The organism is Bradyrhizobium sp. Arg237L (assembly GCF_029990105.1).
GTDB lineage: Bacteria > Pseudomonadota > Alphaproteobacteria > Rhizobiales > Xanthobacteraceae > Bradyrhizobium.
This window is the reverse complement of the sequence record NZ_JAQMIL010000002.1, coordinates 100,049-115,721: the sequence shown is the minus strand read 5'-3', so window position 1 is coordinate 115,721 and position 15,673 is coordinate 100,049. Positions and strand designations below refer to the sequence as shown.

14 protein-coding genes are annotated in these 15,673 nt (G+C 62.3%); 6 read left to right on the top strand and 8 right to left on the bottom strand.

From position 1 onward, the window contains the following. Positions 1 to 148: 148 nt before the first annotated feature. From OZ411_RS01725 to OZ411_RS01715, 3 genes are read left to right on the top strand one after another with little or no spacing between them, the layout of a single operon-like run. On the top strand, positions 149 to 1,216 hold the full coding sequence (locus OZ411_RS01725) for a DUF559 domain-containing protein (RefSeq protein ID WP_282526544.1): 1,068 nt from the start codon (positions 149 to 151) through the stop codon (positions 1,214 to 1,216). Then, positions 1,213 to 2,001 (top strand): hypothetical protein, encoded by a 789-nt coding sequence (locus OZ411_RS01720; protein ID WP_282526543.1) that lies wholly within the window; start codon positions 1,213 to 1,215, stop codon positions 1,999 to 2,001. Before OZ411_RS01725 ends, OZ411_RS01720 begins: the two co-directional genes overlap by 4 nt. Beyond that, positions 2,001 to 5,219: an ATP-binding protein gene (locus tag OZ411_RS01715; protein WP_282526542.1), complete on the top strand. Its 3,219-nt coding sequence runs from the start codon at positions 2,001 to 2,003 to the stop codon at positions 5,217 to 5,219. The genes OZ411_RS01720 and OZ411_RS01715 overlap by 1 nt, the downstream gene beginning before the upstream one ends. Before the next feature lie 13 nt (positions 5,220 to 5,232). Here the strand turns inward: OZ411_RS01715 and OZ411_RS01710 are convergent, their stop codons facing one another. The 3 genes from OZ411_RS01710 to nthA are packed head-to-tail and all read right to left on the bottom strand — an operon-like array spanning position 5,233 to position 6,898. Then, on the bottom strand, positions 5,233 to 5,613 hold the full coding sequence (locus OZ411_RS01710; protein WP_282526541.1) for a nitrile hydratase accessory protein: 381 nt from the start codon (positions 5,611 to 5,613) through the stop codon (positions 5,233 to 5,235). After that, positions 5,613 to 6,272 carry a nitrile hydratase subunit beta gene (gene nthB, locus OZ411_RS01705; protein WP_282526540.1) on the bottom strand — a complete coding sequence of 220 codons (660 nt, stop codon included), beginning with the start codon at positions 6,270 to 6,272 and terminating at the stop codon, positions 5,613 to 5,615. The genes OZ411_RS01710 and nthB overlap by 1 nt, the downstream gene beginning before the upstream one ends. Then, a complete protein-coding gene (gene nthA / locus OZ411_RS01700; protein WP_282526539.1) occupies positions 6,269 to 6,898 on the bottom strand; it encodes a nitrile hydratase subunit alpha in 630 nt (209 codons plus the stop codon). Before nthA ends, nthB begins: the two co-directional genes overlap by 4 nt. Positions 6,899 to 6,978: 80 nt before the next feature. Here nthA and OZ411_RS01695 point away from each other — a divergent pair, with 80 nt between their 5' ends. Further along, positions 6,979 to 7,785: an enoyl-CoA hydratase/isomerase family protein gene (locus OZ411_RS01695; RefSeq protein WP_282526538.1), complete on the top strand. Its 807-nt coding sequence runs from the start codon at positions 6,979 to 6,981 to the stop codon at positions 7,783 to 7,785. A gap of 9 nt (positions 7,786 to 7,794) precedes the next feature. Here OZ411_RS01695 and OZ411_RS01690 read toward each other — a convergent pair whose 3' ends face one another. The 4 genes from OZ411_RS01690 to OZ411_RS01675 all read right to left on the bottom strand — a co-directional run bounded on the left by OZ411_RS01690 (position 7,795) and on the right by OZ411_RS01675 (position 13,298). Further along, a complete protein-coding gene (locus tag OZ411_RS01690; RefSeq protein ID WP_130578449.1) occupies positions 7,795 to 8,136 on the bottom strand; it encodes a hypothetical protein in 342 nt (113 codons plus the stop codon). Between the two features lie 200 nt (positions 8,137 to 8,336). Then, positions 8,337 to 9,464 carry an ABC transporter permease gene (locus OZ411_RS01685; protein WP_282526537.1) on the bottom strand — a complete coding sequence of 376 codons (1,128 nt, stop codon included), beginning with the start codon at positions 9,462 to 9,464 and terminating at the stop codon, positions 8,337 to 8,339. A gap of 4 nt (positions 9,465 to 9,468) precedes the next feature. Beyond that, the gene (rbbA, locus tag OZ411_RS01680; RefSeq protein ID WP_282526536.1) at positions 9,469 to 12,210 is read right to left on the bottom strand and encodes a ribosome-associated ATPase/putative transporter RbbA; all 2,742 of its coding nucleotides are present in this window, start codon (positions 12,208 to 12,210) and stop codon (positions 9,469 to 9,471) included. Then, positions 12,207 to 13,298 carry an HlyD family efflux transporter periplasmic adaptor subunit gene (locus OZ411_RS01675; protein WP_282526535.1) on the bottom strand — a complete coding sequence of 364 codons (1,092 nt, stop codon included), beginning with the start codon at positions 13,296 to 13,298 and terminating at the stop codon, positions 12,207 to 12,209. The genes rbbA and OZ411_RS01675 overlap by 4 nt, the downstream gene beginning before the upstream one ends. A 228-nt stretch (positions 13,299 to 13,526) precedes the next feature. On the opposite strand from OZ411_RS01675, the gene OZ411_RS01670 reads away from it, so the two are divergent. Continuing rightward, a complete protein-coding gene (locus tag OZ411_RS01670; RefSeq protein ID WP_282526534.1) occupies positions 13,527 to 13,712 on the top strand; it encodes a hypothetical protein in 186 nt (61 codons plus the stop codon). Between the two features lie 123 nt (positions 13,713 to 13,835). After that, complete coding sequence (locus tag OZ411_RS01665) at positions 13,836 to 14,675, top strand: universal stress protein (protein ID WP_282526533.1); 840 nt, start codon at positions 13,836 to 13,838, stop codon at positions 14,673 to 14,675. A gap of 14 nt (positions 14,676 to 14,689) precedes the next feature. On the opposite strand, the gene OZ411_RS01660 is transcribed toward OZ411_RS01665, so the two are convergent. Continuing rightward, positions 14,690 to 15,574 carry a LysR substrate-binding domain-containing protein gene (locus OZ411_RS01660; protein ID WP_282526532.1) on the bottom strand — a complete coding sequence of 295 codons (885 nt, stop codon included), beginning with the start codon at positions 15,572 to 15,574 and terminating at the stop codon, positions 14,690 to 14,692. Positions 15,575 to 15,673 lie beyond the last annotated feature (99 nt).

The window sequence follows — 15,673 nt, the reverse complement described above, 5'->3', positions numbered from 1 at the left end:
GATGAATTCGTGATGTTCTTAAATGGGCGGGCTGCAGAACTAATCGATTACCTTTTTCACCGCAGTTATCGGCCATTTTGTCTTGTGATCGTCACACTGGACGTTCGCTGTCCAGTTGTAACGGTATTTTTGTTGGCTGTGATCGATCGTGGCTGGGGAGATCGTTACACAAGATTCAATTGCCGGCATCGTCTTAAACGCGACGCCGGGAAAGGTATTGGTTCTCGCCGGGCTGGACGGAGCCATGCTTGGCCGTGTGATAGACCAGCTCGAGGCCAAGCCGGATTCTCGTCGTGCGCTGTTTACGCGGCTGTCACGGGCGCAGACGACCGATGCCGCGGTTCAGCAATTGACGGAGCAGCTTGCCGACACTGCGCAGCGGTTATGGCCTGTTTGGTTCACCGACATTAGTTTTGCCGGATGCCGATCTGACGTGCTGGGCCAACTGGCCGCATCTGCGATCGTGCGCCGCGCTGCGGCCGATATCAATGACTTGCAGATGACTTGGGCGGAGGCTGCAACTAAACTGGCGTTGGATCAAAGACGTCCGCGCGTTCGGAACGTGCCTGCGGAGGTCGAAGTGGCGCAGCTTGCGCTCGCGATCAGCCGCCATGGCCTTGCGTTGGTCATCGATGCCGACCAGGCCTGCGCGGACTCCAACCCTGCCGCCATTGTTTATACGCTGGAATGGATCGCTCAACTTACCCAATGCGTAGTGGTCGCGCTGTTTCGCGCGTTGCCGCCGCACCAGCCGCCCTTCGACCGCATCCTCTATGACGCCCGCGTCCTGGTGGTGGAAGAGGAGCTCGATCAGACAGAGATACCGGCGCCTTCAACGGACACAGTCTGGCTCGCGCCCTGGATGGGTTCGCCACATCCGCTCAGTGAAACGGAACAGCGCCTCGAGAAGGCACTGCGCGGCGATCAGGAATTGGCGCGCTTGTTCGACTGCAACCAATTCATCGAAACCGTTCGCGGATCGCGGCCGAAAGTGGATTTCGTTTGGACGCAGGGCCGGATGGTCATCGAACTCGATGGCTATGGCAGCCACGGCAATCGCGCCGCCTTTATGTATGACCGGCATCGCGATTACGAGCTCATGCTGAGCGGATATACGGTCTTGCGTCTTGCCAACGACGAGGTTGCGCAGGACGTCGGAAAAGCCGTTGAGAAAATCCGGGACATCGTCCAGCTTTGCCGCGGTCGGATCAAATGAGCGAGGCAGCAGTGGCGAAAGCAAAGCAACCCAAGGCTGAAAAGAAAGCGAAGAAGGCTGAAGCCGCCACAGCGTCAGACGGGGCCGGTCGGAAACGCAAGGCCGCCGCAACTCCAAAGAAGAGTCCGGCCAAGCCGCAAAAGACCGCAGAGCAAATCCGCGCGGAGAAGCAGGCGCTTGCGATGTGGGGATTGTTGAGCGAGGGGGGAGCGGCGTATGGCGGTAAATTGAAGCCCAGGATCGATCCGCCCGAACGCAGCGCGCTCGAGCAGGCAGGTCTCGTTGAGGTCACGACAGTTAAGCGCGCCTACTTGCTTACCGTCACCGACAAAGGTTGGGATTGGGCCGAGCAACATCTCGGTGATCCCTTGCCGGACAATGTCACCGGCGCTTCCGTCCTTCATGGTTGGCTCGCGCGGTTGCACACTTTCCTAAAGGCGCGCGGCCTGCGTCTGTCGGATTTCTTCGTCGCACAGTCCGTACCGGTGACCGACGCACCGGCTGCACAACACCGGCCGGAACATGCCGAGCTGCGCGAGCGTATTCGGGCGGCGTATCGGGAGGTTGCAGGAGGTTTTGATCGTCGCGTGCTGCTCCGCGACCTGCGCCCGCGTCTTGCTGACCTCGACCGCCAACAGGTCGACTCTGCACTGATGCAGATGGTGCGCGACGGCGAGGCATCATTGATGCAGCTCGACTATCGCCCTGACGTCACGGACGAGGACCGCGCCACTTCGCTGCAGATTGGCAATGAACCCAGGCATATTATCTGGATAACAGCGTAATGACAGAATTAGATGTTTTGCGTGAAGTGGATTTCAACTGGGCACGTCAGTTGCGAAGCGTCTGGCGAGATCAAGCCTACAGCGTATCGGCGATTCATCAGGACGTTGTCGAAGACGTCATGGCCTATTTTCTCAGGAATACGCGCGAACCCGAGCCCGACAACGAGCCACTTGGGCGCGTCATTCTCGGTGGGGCAGGGCACGGTAAGACCCACCTTGTCGGAGAACTCAGACGCCGTGTCTGGGAGGGGGATGGCACGTTCATTCTGCTCGATTTCGTCGGCGTCACGGATTTTTGGGCGTCGGCGGCACTCGGATTTCTCAACTCGCTCCAGATCAGGGTCGACGGGCGCCAAATACAGTATGATCGTCTAATTCAAAAGCTCATCTCCCTTCTCAGCCTGCAATCGCAATTGACTGAAATCGCAGCCCGGTACAAGGGACGGCCACGTGAATTGATGGCTGAGTTGGTCAAGACCTTCATCACTGCGCTGACACGTGGAGACCGTGCAAAAACACAGCAGCATGGCGATATCATCCGCGCGCTGGTGATGCTGATCTCGGATGACCTCGAGTGCGCCAGCATCGCGCATGGCTGGCTGCAGGGCATGGAATTGGATACGCAGAGCCTGCGGGATCTCGGTTTCGTAGCGCTGCGCAAGCCGCCGATCGAGATCGTGCGCGGGCTTTCGTGGTTGCTCAGCCTCGTAGGACCTACGATGATTGCGGTCGACCAGATCGATCCGATCATCAGCGAGGCCAGCATTGAGAGACGCCAGTTGGGGGCGCTCGCCGGTGCCGAACAACTGGAGACGCAGTCGATCATCGAGAAGCTCGTCGAGGGCCTGATGGGTCTTCACGAGGTGAAGCAACGGGCTGTAACGATCATTTCGAGCCTCGATGTGTCATGGGAGGTGCTCAAATCGCGCTCGACGGTTGCCGTGGATGCGCGTTATCGTCAGCCTACCCGCCTAAATGCGCTATCGCAGCCGCAGATGGCGCAGATGCTTGTCGCGGCCCGTCTGACGCCTGCTTACGCAACCGTTGGATTTCCGGCGCCGTACGAAACATGGCCATTCGCCCCGGAGGCGTTTGGGACAGCGGTCGGATTTACGCCGCGTCAACTGCTGAAGGCCTGCGACGATCACCGGCAGCGTTGCATCGCTGCAGGCGAGGTGCTGATCTGCAAGTCGTTTGGCAATCAGCCAGTACCAGCGCCACCGCCTCCACCGTCCGATCTGCAGGCCATGTTCGAGCGTACGCGAAGTGCTGCGGTGGTCGATGGCTTATTTGAGAAAGCCAACGAGAGGCGTTTGGCAGACATTCTGGCCGTAACGCTGGACGTCTATGCCAGGCAGCTCAATCTGCCCGACGACATCGATGTCGCTTCGCAGCAGGACCCTGACCAGCAGCGGCCGTCACTTCATGGGCGGCTGACATTTACCTTCCGTAGCGAAGCCGATCGCGAGCAGCATTTCTGTTTTCGCGTCATTTCGCACGGCAATGCCATTGCATTCCAAAGCCGACTTCGCGCGGCCATGACAGCTTCTGGCGTCGACCGCGCGCTTGGTTTCAGGCATCTGTTCATCCTGCGCAGGGATGCAACCCCAGGTGGGGCAAAGACCAAGCAGCTTGTCGAAAAATTTGAACAAGCGGGCGGCAAGTTCGTCGCTCTCAGCGATGATGATCTGCGGACCTTTATGGCGCTCAACTCCATGACGGAGCGAAAGCCCGAGGGGTTCGATGCCTGGCTGCGCGAGAACAAGCCGTTGTTCGAGACGTCACTGTTTCGTGCGGCAGGCCTTGCGCCGCCTGCGTTCCTGCCGTCTGCGCCACCGCCAAACGGACCGGGTCCGGCCGGCACCGCAGCCGATACAACACGGGACCGAGCGGCGGCCACTCCCTCACCGGCGCCGTCACCCAGGCCGATGCCCGGAGCGACTGCATCGACAAGCCCTCACAAGCCGGAGCCGCAAGAGACGAACGCCGGGCGGGATATTCCGCTCGGCCATCGTTACGACCGTGGCACCGTCGGCACGCCCGTGAAACTCGCAGCCGATCTCCTGCCGCGGCACGTTGCCATTCTCGCCGGCAGCGGCTCCGGCAAGACCGTCCTGCTGCGCCGGATTGTCGAGGAAGCCGCGCTGCTGGGTATCCCCGCAATTGTCCTCGACACCAACAACGACCTTGCGCGACTGGGCGATCAGTGGCCCGTGCCGCCGGAAGGCTGGACCGAGGAGGACGCAGGCAAGGCCGCCAGGTACGGCCGTAACGTCGATGTTACGATCTGGACGCCCGGCCGCAACGCCGGCCGCCCGATGTCGCTGGCGCTGCTGCCGGACTTCGCCGGTCTTGGTGACGACGAGGACGAGCGCGCGCAGGCGATCGAGATGGCGCGCGCGACGCTGGCGCCGTTTATCGGGGCGAGAGGCGCCAATGCCCAATTGAAAGAGGGGGTCTTGGCCGATGCCTTGCGGACGTTCGCGAGGGAAGGCGGCGGAAGCCTGGAGCGGCTGATCGACACCCTGTCGGAACTTCCCGAGGAGGTCAGCCAGATTGACGGCGCGCCAAAGCTCGCTGCCGGCATGGCGAACTTGCTGCGTGCAGCGATCGCGACCAATCCGCTATTGCAATCGCGTGGCGTGCCGCTCGATCCGGAAATCCTGTTCGGCACTGATCCGGGCAGGACCAGGATATCCGTCATCAACTTCTCGGGGCTGGCGAGCGACGAGGCCAAGCAGTCGTTTGTCAATCAGTTGCAGATGTCGCTGTTCACCTGGATCAAGCGTCATCCGAGCCCCACCGGGCGGCTATTGGTGCTCGACGAAGCGCAGAACTTTGCGCCCTCGTTGAAGACGACGCCCTGCAAGGAAAGCACGCTGGCGCTCGCGGCCCAGGCCCGCAAATACGGGTTGGGGATGATCTTTGCCACGCAGACGCCGACCGGCATCGACAACAAGATCGTCTCGAACTGCACGACCCACTTTTATGGTCGCATGAGCTCGCCGGCAACGATCGCAGCCACCCGCGGCCTCCTCGAAGCAAAAGGAGGCGGGGGCGGGGAGGACGTCGCGCGGTTGATCCGCGGAGAGTTCCATTTTTCGACCGAGGCAGTTCCGCGCCCGATGCGGATTCGCACGCCTATCTGTCTGACATGGCATCCCGCCAATCCGCTCACGGCGGCGGAAGTCGTGGAGAGAGCGCGGCGGGGAGAATGAGCCAAGCCGCGGCTTAGCCGGCAAAGTCCTCCGGCCGCAGTTCGATCGGCTTGCCGTGCGGGGTGCGGTCGGCGGCGTGGTCCCAGGCGTCCCGGTAACGGTGCAGGGTCTCGGTGGTGGCGACGCCTTTCTCGCCGACGAGATGTTCCAGCGTCGCGAGCCAGTGGCGGTAATAAGTTTCCCCGGTGTCGGGATCGCCGGCCGCCTGCGCGCGCTTGATCTGGTCGGCGAGGGCTGCGGCCCATTCGCTCCAGGTGAACAGGCCACGCTCATGAAGCGTCAGCGCCATTGCGAAGGCCTGCGCCTGCCAGGGTTCGCGGAACACCGGGCCGTCATCATCGCGCGGGATGCTCGGCACGGCGGCCGTGGCGCGCGCGGCTGCGGCGCCATCCATCAGGCAGGCTCCAGATATGGCTCGAAGGCGTCGATTGAAATCTTGACAGTCGGATCGGAATCCGGTCCCCACAATTCGGTCCCGTCGAACACCACGGTGTAGAGCCACTGCGGGTTCTCGCCGGCTTCCATTGCGGCCGAGTCCGGGAACACATGACAGCCATGGTCGCGTTCGACCACGCCGACATGGCCGCGCACATAGCGCGGCAGCCGCGTGTGCGTGAGGGGATGGATGTTCTTCGCGCGCACCTTGTCGCCCGGCTTGAACTTTGCGGGCACCGGCGCCGTGCGGCCGAACTTGCCGCGCACCATCACGCGCTCGACGTCGTCGAGCTCGAACTTGCCATGCTTGAGCGGCTTCGGCGGCTGCGCCGCATGGCCTGTGTCGACTTCCTCTTTTGCGATGAACCCCTTGTCCAGCAAGAGGTCCTCGAGTCCGAGCAGCCACTTCTTATAATAGGAACTGGCAAGATAGACGTGCGGCGGCAAGGTCTCGCGATAATAGCGCGAGGTGTCGATGTTGTAGGCGCCGGCGGCGCCCATCGCGCGCACCATCGCCATCACCCGCGCTTCCCACGCGGCGTGGAACATCGGCTCGTTCGGCTCGGGCTCGACCTTGCCGAACCCATCCATGCCGCCCATGTCGTGCACGCCGTTCATGACGGCGCTCCCGGCTGCTTCGGAAATCCGGTGCCGATCATGGAGTCGCGCGTCACGAGGTCGGCAAGCTGCGCCTCGCTCCAGCCCTCCGTGCCTTCAGGCCGCATCGGCAGCACCAGGAACCGCGTCTCGGCGGTCGAGTCCCAGACGCGGATTTCGGTCTCCTTCGGCAGCGTCACGCCGAAATCGGCGAGCACGCCACGCGGGTCTTTCACCGCGCGCGAGCGATAGGGCGCGGCCTTGTACCAGACCGGCGGCAGGCCGAGCATTTCCCAGGGGTAGCAGGAGCACAGCGTGCACACGACCATGTTGTGGCGCTGTGGCGTGTTCTCGACCACGACAAGATGGTCGCCGACGCGGCTGACATGGCCGAGCGTGCCGACGGCCTTACTGCCGTCCTCCAGCAGCGCCTGCTTGAACGCGGGATCCGTCCAGGCCTTGGCGACGACCCGCGCGCCGTTGTGGGGGCCGATCCGGGTCTCGTAGGCCTGGATGATGGCGTCGAGCGCGGCCGGCTCGACATAGCCCTTCTCGGTCAGGATCGTCTCGAGCGCGCGCACGCGCAGCTCGGTTTCCGACAGTTCCGAATGGTCGTGGTCGTGATGATGATGGTCGTGATCGCTCATGGAATAAGCATAGGCGCAAAAAGCCTGATATGTCGAGGTGCAGACTCTGCTAGCATTTCGGCCATGACAGGGAGGCAATCGTGGCCGAATACGTAACAATCGAAAAAGGCCTTGGCCTGGAGGGCCGCATCGCGGTCGTGCGCTTCGACCGCGGCGACGGCATCAATGCCCTGTCGCCGGAGGCGCTTCGCCAGCTCACCGATGCCGCGCGCAGCTTCGAGGATGACGGCGCGACGTCTGTCGTCGTGCTTACCGGCGGCGCAAAAGCCTTCAGCGCCGGCTTCGATCTCAAGGATGCCGAAGGCCGTTCGCGCCGCACCATGGACATCGGCACGCTGCGCCGCCACCTGAAACTGGGGCCGCGGCTGACGCGGGCCTGGCAGGACATGGAACAGGTCACGATCGGCGCGATCGAGGGCTTCTGCGTCGGTGGCGGCGTGGCGCTGGCGGTTGCGCTCGACTTCCGCGTCATGGCGCGCGACGCCCATATGCGCGTGCCCGAGATCGGGCTCGGCATGAACATGAGCTGGCAGAGCGTGCCGCGCATGCTGCACCTGATGGGGCCGGCACGGACCAAGCAGGCCGTGATCCTCGCCGACGACCGCATCTCAGCCGCGGAGGCCTACGAATGGGGATTGGTGGAGCAGGTGGCCGAGCCCGGCAAGGCGTTTGACGCCGCCATGGCGCTTGCGACAAAGGTCGCCGCGCAGCCACCGATCTCGGTCGCCATGACAAAGCTCACGGTCAACCGCCTCGCGCACGCGCTCGACGATCTGGCCAGCCATATGGACGTCGATCAGTTCGCGCTGGCGAGCCTGACCGAGGACCACAAGGAAGGCGTCGCGGCATTCCTGGAACGTCGGAAGCCGCGGTTCAGCGGACGATAGCGCTTCGGGCTACTTTCGTGACCCCGTCGTAGCATGCGCGTCAGTGGCCATTTCGAGGCAGGTCTGGAGCTCGACATAGCTCGGCGTACTGTCGATGCTGGACTCGCCGATGCATGCCGCCTTGTCTTTCGCTGTGAACTTGCTCCATTGCCCGGCCACTTGCGTTCGGGCCTGCTCTTCGGCCTTCATGCAGGACTCCAGGGTCTCTCCGATCCCTACCGTCTCCGCAGTCTCCGCCTTGCAGATCCGGGCGATGTCAAATTTCGGCACAGCGTCCGCCGCGCGCACGCCGTGTGATGCTGCAATTGAAACGGCCGCGCCGAGCGCGGCAAAAATGATGAATTTGCGCATGTTCGACCTCCGGTCGTATCGATCATCATTAGAGAAGCTCGTTCGACGTTGACAAAGATCAAGCGGCCGGCCGCGCACGTGATCGTGATTGTTCGCATCGCCAGAGCGTTTTCGAGCGAAGTGGATGCCGGTTCGCGTGAAGAAAACGCGTCAAAACAATAATCTAGAGCTTCGGTTCTGATTCAATCAGAACCGAAGCTCTAGTTCGACGCCGAGCTGAGCGTGGACCGGAAGCGCAGCAGCGACAGCATTAGGAACAGCGAGGCGATGCCGGCGACGGCGAGGAATTGCGGCCACACCACGTCGAGGCCGGCGCCGCGATAGAGGATCGCCTGGGCGAAGGAGACGAAGTGCGTCGAGGGCGATGCCTGCATCACGGTCGCGAGCCAGGGCGGCATGCTCTCCAGCGGCGTGGCGCCGCCGGACAGGACGTTCATGGGCACGGCGACCAGCATGTAGAGCAGGCCAAGCTGCGGCATCGACCGCGCAACCGTGCCGAGGAACAGCCCGATGGCGGTCGCGAAGAAGAGATAGAGGATCGCTCCAAACATGAAGAGCGGGATCGAGCCGGCGATCGGTATCTTCAGCAGCAAGCGGACCACCAGATAAAGCGATAGCCCGACCGCGCCCGCAATGACGAACCCGTTGGCCCAGATCTTCGACATCGCGATCTCGAACGGGCTCAGCGGCATCACCAGGAGATGATCCATCGTGCCATGCTCGCGCTCGCGCACCAGCGCAGCACCCGCGAGGATGATCGCGAGCATGGTGACGCTCGAGATGATGCCCATGACACTGGAGAACCAGGCCGTCGTCACGTTGGGATTGAACGCGATCCTGACCGCCAGGTTGACCGGCGAGTCGGGCACGCGTTCTACCTGCGACACGAACTGGGCGATCTCGGTATTGATGATCTGTTGTGCGTAGCCCGATCCCAGGCCGGCCTGGATCATTGCGGTGGCATCGACATTGATCTGTAGTCCGGGCTGGCGCCCCGCCAAAACGTCGCGCTGGAAGTTCGGGGGAATATCGATGACGAAGGTGTATTTTCCGGTATTCATCAGGTGCTCGATATCACCCTGCGCGATCGCCACCGGCTCCTTGAAATAGGGCATCAGGAACGCATGCGTGATCCGGCGGGATAATTCCGAGTGATCTTCATCGACCACCCCGATCGAGGCATGGAACACCTCCTGCGAATTGCTTTGCGCTTGGCTGATCACGGCAAGCGAGAAGGAGTAGATCACGAACCCGAGCAGCACCCAGTCGCTGAAGAAGCTGCGCAGTTCTTTGGTGCCGAGCCAGAAGATGTTGGAGAGGGAGCGCATCGTTTCATCGCTCCTGCTTGGGGAGCAGCAGCATGCTGAGCGACGTCAGCACAGGGACAAAGACAAGGAGCATGAGGATGCTCGAACCGAGATCGGCAAGGCCCAGTCCCTTGGTGAAGGCGCCGACGCTGATCGGGCGGTAATAGCTCATCGGAAAGCAAAGCCCGATCAGCTGCGCCGATCCGGAAAGCGAAGAGACAGGCGTCATCATGCCTGAAAATTGCTGGGCCGGAAGAATGGTGAGGATCGCGGTGCCGAACAGCGCGGCTATCTGGGTCGTGCAGAAGGTCGAGATCAGCATGCCGTAGCCGGTCGTCGTGAAGACGTAGATCACCGTGCCGGCAAAGAGCGCCACGAAGCTGCCCTTCAGCGGCACGTCGAAAATGAAGACCGCCATCGCGAACATGATGATGAAATTGATCAGCGCGACGGCGACGTAAGGAAGCTGCTTGCCGACGAGGAATTCCAGCCGCGTCACCGGGGTGACGTAGAGGTTGGTGATCGAGCCAAGCTCCTTCTCGCGAACGACTGCGAGCGCCATCAGGATGGCCGGAAACAGTGCGAGCATCATTGCAAGTGTCGACGGCACCATGGCGTAGATGCTGTCAAAATCCTGGTTGTACTTGAACCGGACTTCGATATTGGCGGGCAGGGGGGAAGCCGCCTGCGTCGTGTTCAGCACGGGGTCGCTCAGATAGAGCTGGTGCATGCCCTGCAGGTAACCTCGAATGGTCGAGGCGCGAAACGGCATGGCGCCGTCGATCCATGCCGACACGTAGGCCGGCCGCCCGCGCTTGATGTCGAGGCCGAAGTTCGGGGGAATCTCGATGCTGACACTGATGTCCCCATTCTTCAGCCGGCGATCGAGATCGGTATAATCGGTCAGCGGAGGCTTTTCGAGGAAATAGGGCGATCCTCTCAGCTCCGACAGATAAGCGCGGCTTTCGGGCGTCTGATCGCGATCGAGCACGGCAAAGCTGAGATTGTTGACGTCGGCCGAAATGCCGAAGCCGAACACGATCATCAGGAGCGCGGTGCCGAACAGGGCGAACATCAGCCGGATACGATCGCGCATCAGCTCAAGGCCCTCGCGGATCGTATAGGCGAACAGCCGCCGAAAGCTGAAAAAGGAACGTCGGTTCTCGCGGCCGACCGTCTTGTCCGGCGCGGCGGTTATCGCTTGCGGCTGGTCGAGAGTCACGGTCGAGGCCGCGCCCGGCTTTTCCTGCTCGAGGAAGCTGATGAACGCATCCTCCAGGCTCTTGGCGTTTCTCGCCTTGACCAATCCGGCCGGCGTTTCGGTGGCAAGCACGCGCCCTTCGTGCATCAGCGACAGCCGATCGCAGCGCGCCGCCTCGTTCATGAAATGCGTCGAGACGAAAATCGTCATCCCTTGATTGCGCGACAGGTCGATCAGAAGCTGCCAGAACTGGTCGCGCGCCAGCGGGTCGACGCCGGAGGTGGGCTCGTCCAGGATCAAGAGGTCCGGCTTGTGGACGACAGCGACCGCAAGCGACAAACGCTGCCTGATCCCGAGCGGGAGCGAAGAGGCGAGATCATCGAGATAGTCGGCGAGGTCGCATTTCTCGATCAGCTCCGCGATGCGCGCCTCGGCAAACGCCGGAGGCAGGTGAAACAGGCGCGCGTGCAGGACGAGGTTCTGGCGAACCGTGAGTTCCCCGTAAAGGGAAAAGGATTGCGACATGTAGCCGACACGGCGGCGCGCTTCGAGATCGCCGGCGCGCAGCACCTCGCCGAAGATCAGCGCCTCGCCCTCGGAGGACGGCAGCAGCCCGGTGAGCATCTTCATCGTCGTCGTCTTGCCCGATCCGTTCGAGCCAACGAAGCCGAAGATCTCGCCGCGGCGGATCGTGAAATTCACGCGGTCGACGGCGGTGAAGTCGCCGAACCGGCAGGTCAGGTCCTTGGCAACAATGACGGGCTCGGCGTGACCGTTGAGCGGCGGACCGATCGGCTTTTCGTTGCTGGCACGCTGTCGCTGCGGGAGCAGGGCGACGAAGGCGTCTTCGATCGATTCGGTGCCGGTTTGTTGTTTGAGATCGGCGGGCGAGCCGGTCGCGAGAATCTTGCCCTCGTTCATGGCCATCAGCCAATCGAACCGCTCGGCCTCTTCCATATAGGCGGTGGCGACCAGCACGCTCATTTTCGTCGTGCGACCCCTGATACGGTCGATGAGATCCCAGAACTGGCGACGCGACAGCGGATCGACGCCGGTCGTGGGCTCGTCGAGGATCAGGAGATCTGGGTCATGGATCAGCGAGCAGCAGAGCCCGAGCTTTTGCCGCATTCCACCCGACAACTTGCTGGCCGGCCGGTCGGCGAACGGCGCAAGCCCTGTGCTTTCCAGCAGTTCATTGATGCGCCACTCGCGCTCCTTGCGCGATTGCTCGAACAGCCGGGCGAAGAACTCGACATTCTCCTTAACGCTGAGGTCGGGATAGAGATTCTTGCCGAGCCCTTGCGGCATGTAGGCGATGCGCGGACAGATCAGGGCGCGCTCGGCGGCCTTGGAGATGTCGGTGCCGAGCACGGCGACCGCGCCCTCCTGGATCTTCCGCGCGCCGGCGAGGATTGCGAGCAGGGAGGATTTGCCGACGCCGTCGGGCCCGATCAGGCCGACCAGGCGTCCGGCGGGAATGTCGGCCGATATGCTGTCGAGCGCCGTCACCGAACCGTAGCGATGGGACAGGGCGCGAACGACTGCGACCGGATCGTCGCCGTTCATGGAGCACCCTGCAGCGTCGCCGGCCATGCAATCGCGGGATCCCAGCGGACATAGGCGACACCGGGAAGGCCACTTCTGACAGCGTCCGCACGCGCAAGCAGGCGTTCCGGGTCGATGCGGACCCGGATACGGAACATCAGCTTGTCGCGCTCGGTCTTGGTCTCCACCGTCTTCGGCGTGAACTGCGCCTGGCTTGCGACAAAGGAAACCTTCGCCGGGATCGGATGATCGGGGTAGGCGTCGAGAACGATGCGTGCGTCAGCGCCGACCTTCACCTTGCCGGCTTCCGTCGTCGGCAAATAGAGGTCCATGTAGACGTAGGTCAGATCCAGCATCGTGAAGACCTTGCCGCCGGCCGCAAGGACTTCGCCGATATTGGTAAGGCGGTACTGGATCCGGCCCGCCTTCGGCGCCACCAGCGTGTTGTCAGCGATCTGCACCCTGTAGAGACCGGCATCGTGCTGAGCAGCCTCCAGCGCATGCTGCGTTTCGAGCACCCTGGCTTGCGCCGCGGCAAGCGCGCCATTGGCGGCGTCGAGCTGCTGCTTGCGCTGGTCCATCAATTCCTTGGTCGCCCAGCCATTCTTGTGCAGGTACTCGGTCCGCTGGTTTTCCTGCTCGGCCAGCGTTTTCTGCGCCTGCTGCTGGGAAAGCACGGCCTGAGCTTCTTCGATGGCGCGCTGCGCCTGCCGGCCCTGAGCAACCGATTTGGAGAGCGACTGCTCGAGATCGCGCGTATCCATCCGCGCCACGACCCGTCCGGGCGCAACCATGTCGCCGATATCGGCCAACAGCTCGTACACGCGCCCGGCATATTTCGTGCTGATGTCGATTTCATCAGCTTCGATGCGGCCATTGCCGACGCTGATGCCGACGGGCAGCGGCGGATGCGCCTGCTTCCAGATGTAATAGCCGCCGCCACCGGCGCCGAGCGCAGCGAGGAGGAGCGCCGCCGCGATCCGCAAACCGCGCCGCTTGCTGTTTCGATGGACCGGCACGGGGAGATGCGAGGCGGGCGCAGGCGAGGGCGAATGAGGCACATCGCCGGATTGCGCGCCTCCTTTGATCTCTTCGATTTGATCTTGCATCGGTCAGTGCCTTGGGTTGCAGAGCTTGTCCGCAATCTTGCACCGCCGCATCCGCGGGCTGTTGACGTAACGCAAATTCTGTCGCCGACAGTCTCGCGAGCCAGGTTCCCGAGCGACCGGCGCATCGATGCGCGCGGCAAAGTTGATTTCGCTCAACCCGCGTCACCGCGGATGCCTCATGCTCTGCCTAGCTGCGCACGGCGCGCTCTTGATCACCGAGGACAGTCTATGGCCGACAAGAAGAACGTGGTTGCCACTGAATCCGGAACAGGCACCCAAACAAGCCTCCAGACCAAAAACCGGCAGGCAGAGGAGGAGAGCAGGATCCTCGATTCGCTGGAAGACGACGAAGTTCGAGAAGCGCTGGATCTCCTCCATGCACGCGACGATGGAACGTCTGCCTCCGAAGGTTGAGGTGGAGACGGCTGCGGGTGACGTCGGTTAGAGCCGGTACAACGCGACGCACTTGATCCACGTCAACGGCTGTTGTCTTGTCGCGCGTTACGTGTTTTCATCACTTCGCTGGAGAGTTTTTTCGTGCCGCTGAGAACGATAGCCGTCTTCTTCGATCCGTCGCCTGCCGGCGAGGCGCGCGCCGACTATGCCGTCAAGCTCGCATTCCGTCACCGCGCGCATCTGGTCGGGATCTTCGTGGTGCCGTTCGGCTGGGATGGCAATCCGTCCGAATCCTTCGTTCGAGGGCAGGCCGCGGTTCGCGAACTCATTCAACGCCATACGGCGAGCGAACTGGCGGCGACAAAGGCCGCGAGCCAAAGCTTCGCGACCGTCTCCACCCGCGAGGACATCAGTTGTGAGTTTCGTTGCATCCCTCCCGGTGAAGCCAATGAGGCGTCTGCGCTGAACGCGCTTCATTCCGATCTCGTGATCGTCGGCAGTCCGCGGTCAGGCGGCCTGCCGCAAGAGTGGTCGGCGGAATCCCTGCTGCTTGCGACCGGTGTACCCGTCCTCCTGTTGCCCGAGGATTGGAGTGGGACCGCGGCCGAGCACATCGTGGTCGCCTGGAATGCGAGCCGTGAGGCGCGTCGTGCCATCAAGGATGCTCTTCCGCTGCTTGCAGCCGCGCAGTCGGTGACTGTCCTCCTGGTGGACGCCCACAGGAATGACCGGCATGGCGAAGAACCCGGCGCCGATGTAGGGCTGTATTTGTCTCGCCATGGCGTAAAGGTGGCGGTCGAGCGGATTGTGTCCAATGGCGCTTCAGTCGCTGACGCCATCCTTGGTTTTGCCGGGCGCCATAGCGGCGATCTGATCGTGGTCGGTGCTTACAGCCATGCGCGAACAAGCCAAATGATCTTCGGCGGCGTGACCCGAGCCCTATTGCGGGACGCGACCGTTCCATTGTTGATCGCGCATTGAGGAACCCGGGGCTCCTACCGCTGAAAATCGCTCATGCGGCTTCTCAGCCAGGCGAGAAAGCTGCGAGCTTTTTTCGGCAGGGGACGGTTTTTCGGCCAGACCGCATAGTGCGCCAACGGACGTTCGAGCGGTTGTTCGAAGAGCGTCACGAGCGAACCGTCGCGCAATTCGTTGCGCAGGAGGTGAAGCTGCCCTATCGCCACGCCGACCCCTTCGGTCGCGGCCTGATAGGTCAGCACGGAGCTTGGAAACGAAATCCCTGAGTCATTCAACAGATCGAGACGATCGCAGGCCATCAGCCAGTCCGCCCAATCTGTCCGCCGATAATGCGAATGCAGCATCGGCACCCGCTTCAGATCGTCGATCGAATGCAGGTTTGCCTTGCGCCGCAGAGTGGGGCTGCAAACCGGTTGGAGAAGGTCGCGAAACAGCAGCTCGCTTTCGACGCCCGGCCATTTGCCGCCGCCGAACTGGATCGCGAGATCGACCTTCTCCTTCTCGAAATCGACCGGCGCCACCGCATTGCTGATGCTGAGCCTGATGCTGGGATAGGCGGCATAGAATGAAGGCAAACGCTCGATCAGCCATTTTGCCGCAAAGGTCGTGTAGACCCGCAGTCGCAACGGCTCCGATTTGCCGCTTGCGACCAGCCGCTGCGTGACTGTTTCGATAACACGAAATGCAGGCGAAATCTGACGCTGCAGCTCCTCGCCCTCCGGCGTCAGGCGGATACCGAGCTTGTCGCGCTCAAACAGCCGAAAGCCGAAAAAATTCTCCAGCGTCTGGATCTGGCGGCTCACGGCCGGTTGTGACACGCGCAAATCGTCCGCGGCCCGAGTGAAGCTTTGCAGGCGGGCCGTCACTTCAAACACGTGCAACGGATTGAGCGGCGGGAGCATTGGACGACCATAACAAAATGTCATGACCATATAATCTATGTTCAGTTGCCGGGCAATGCTTTGGCTGGAAAACAGGCGTCGGTATCGTTCTTCATGGCC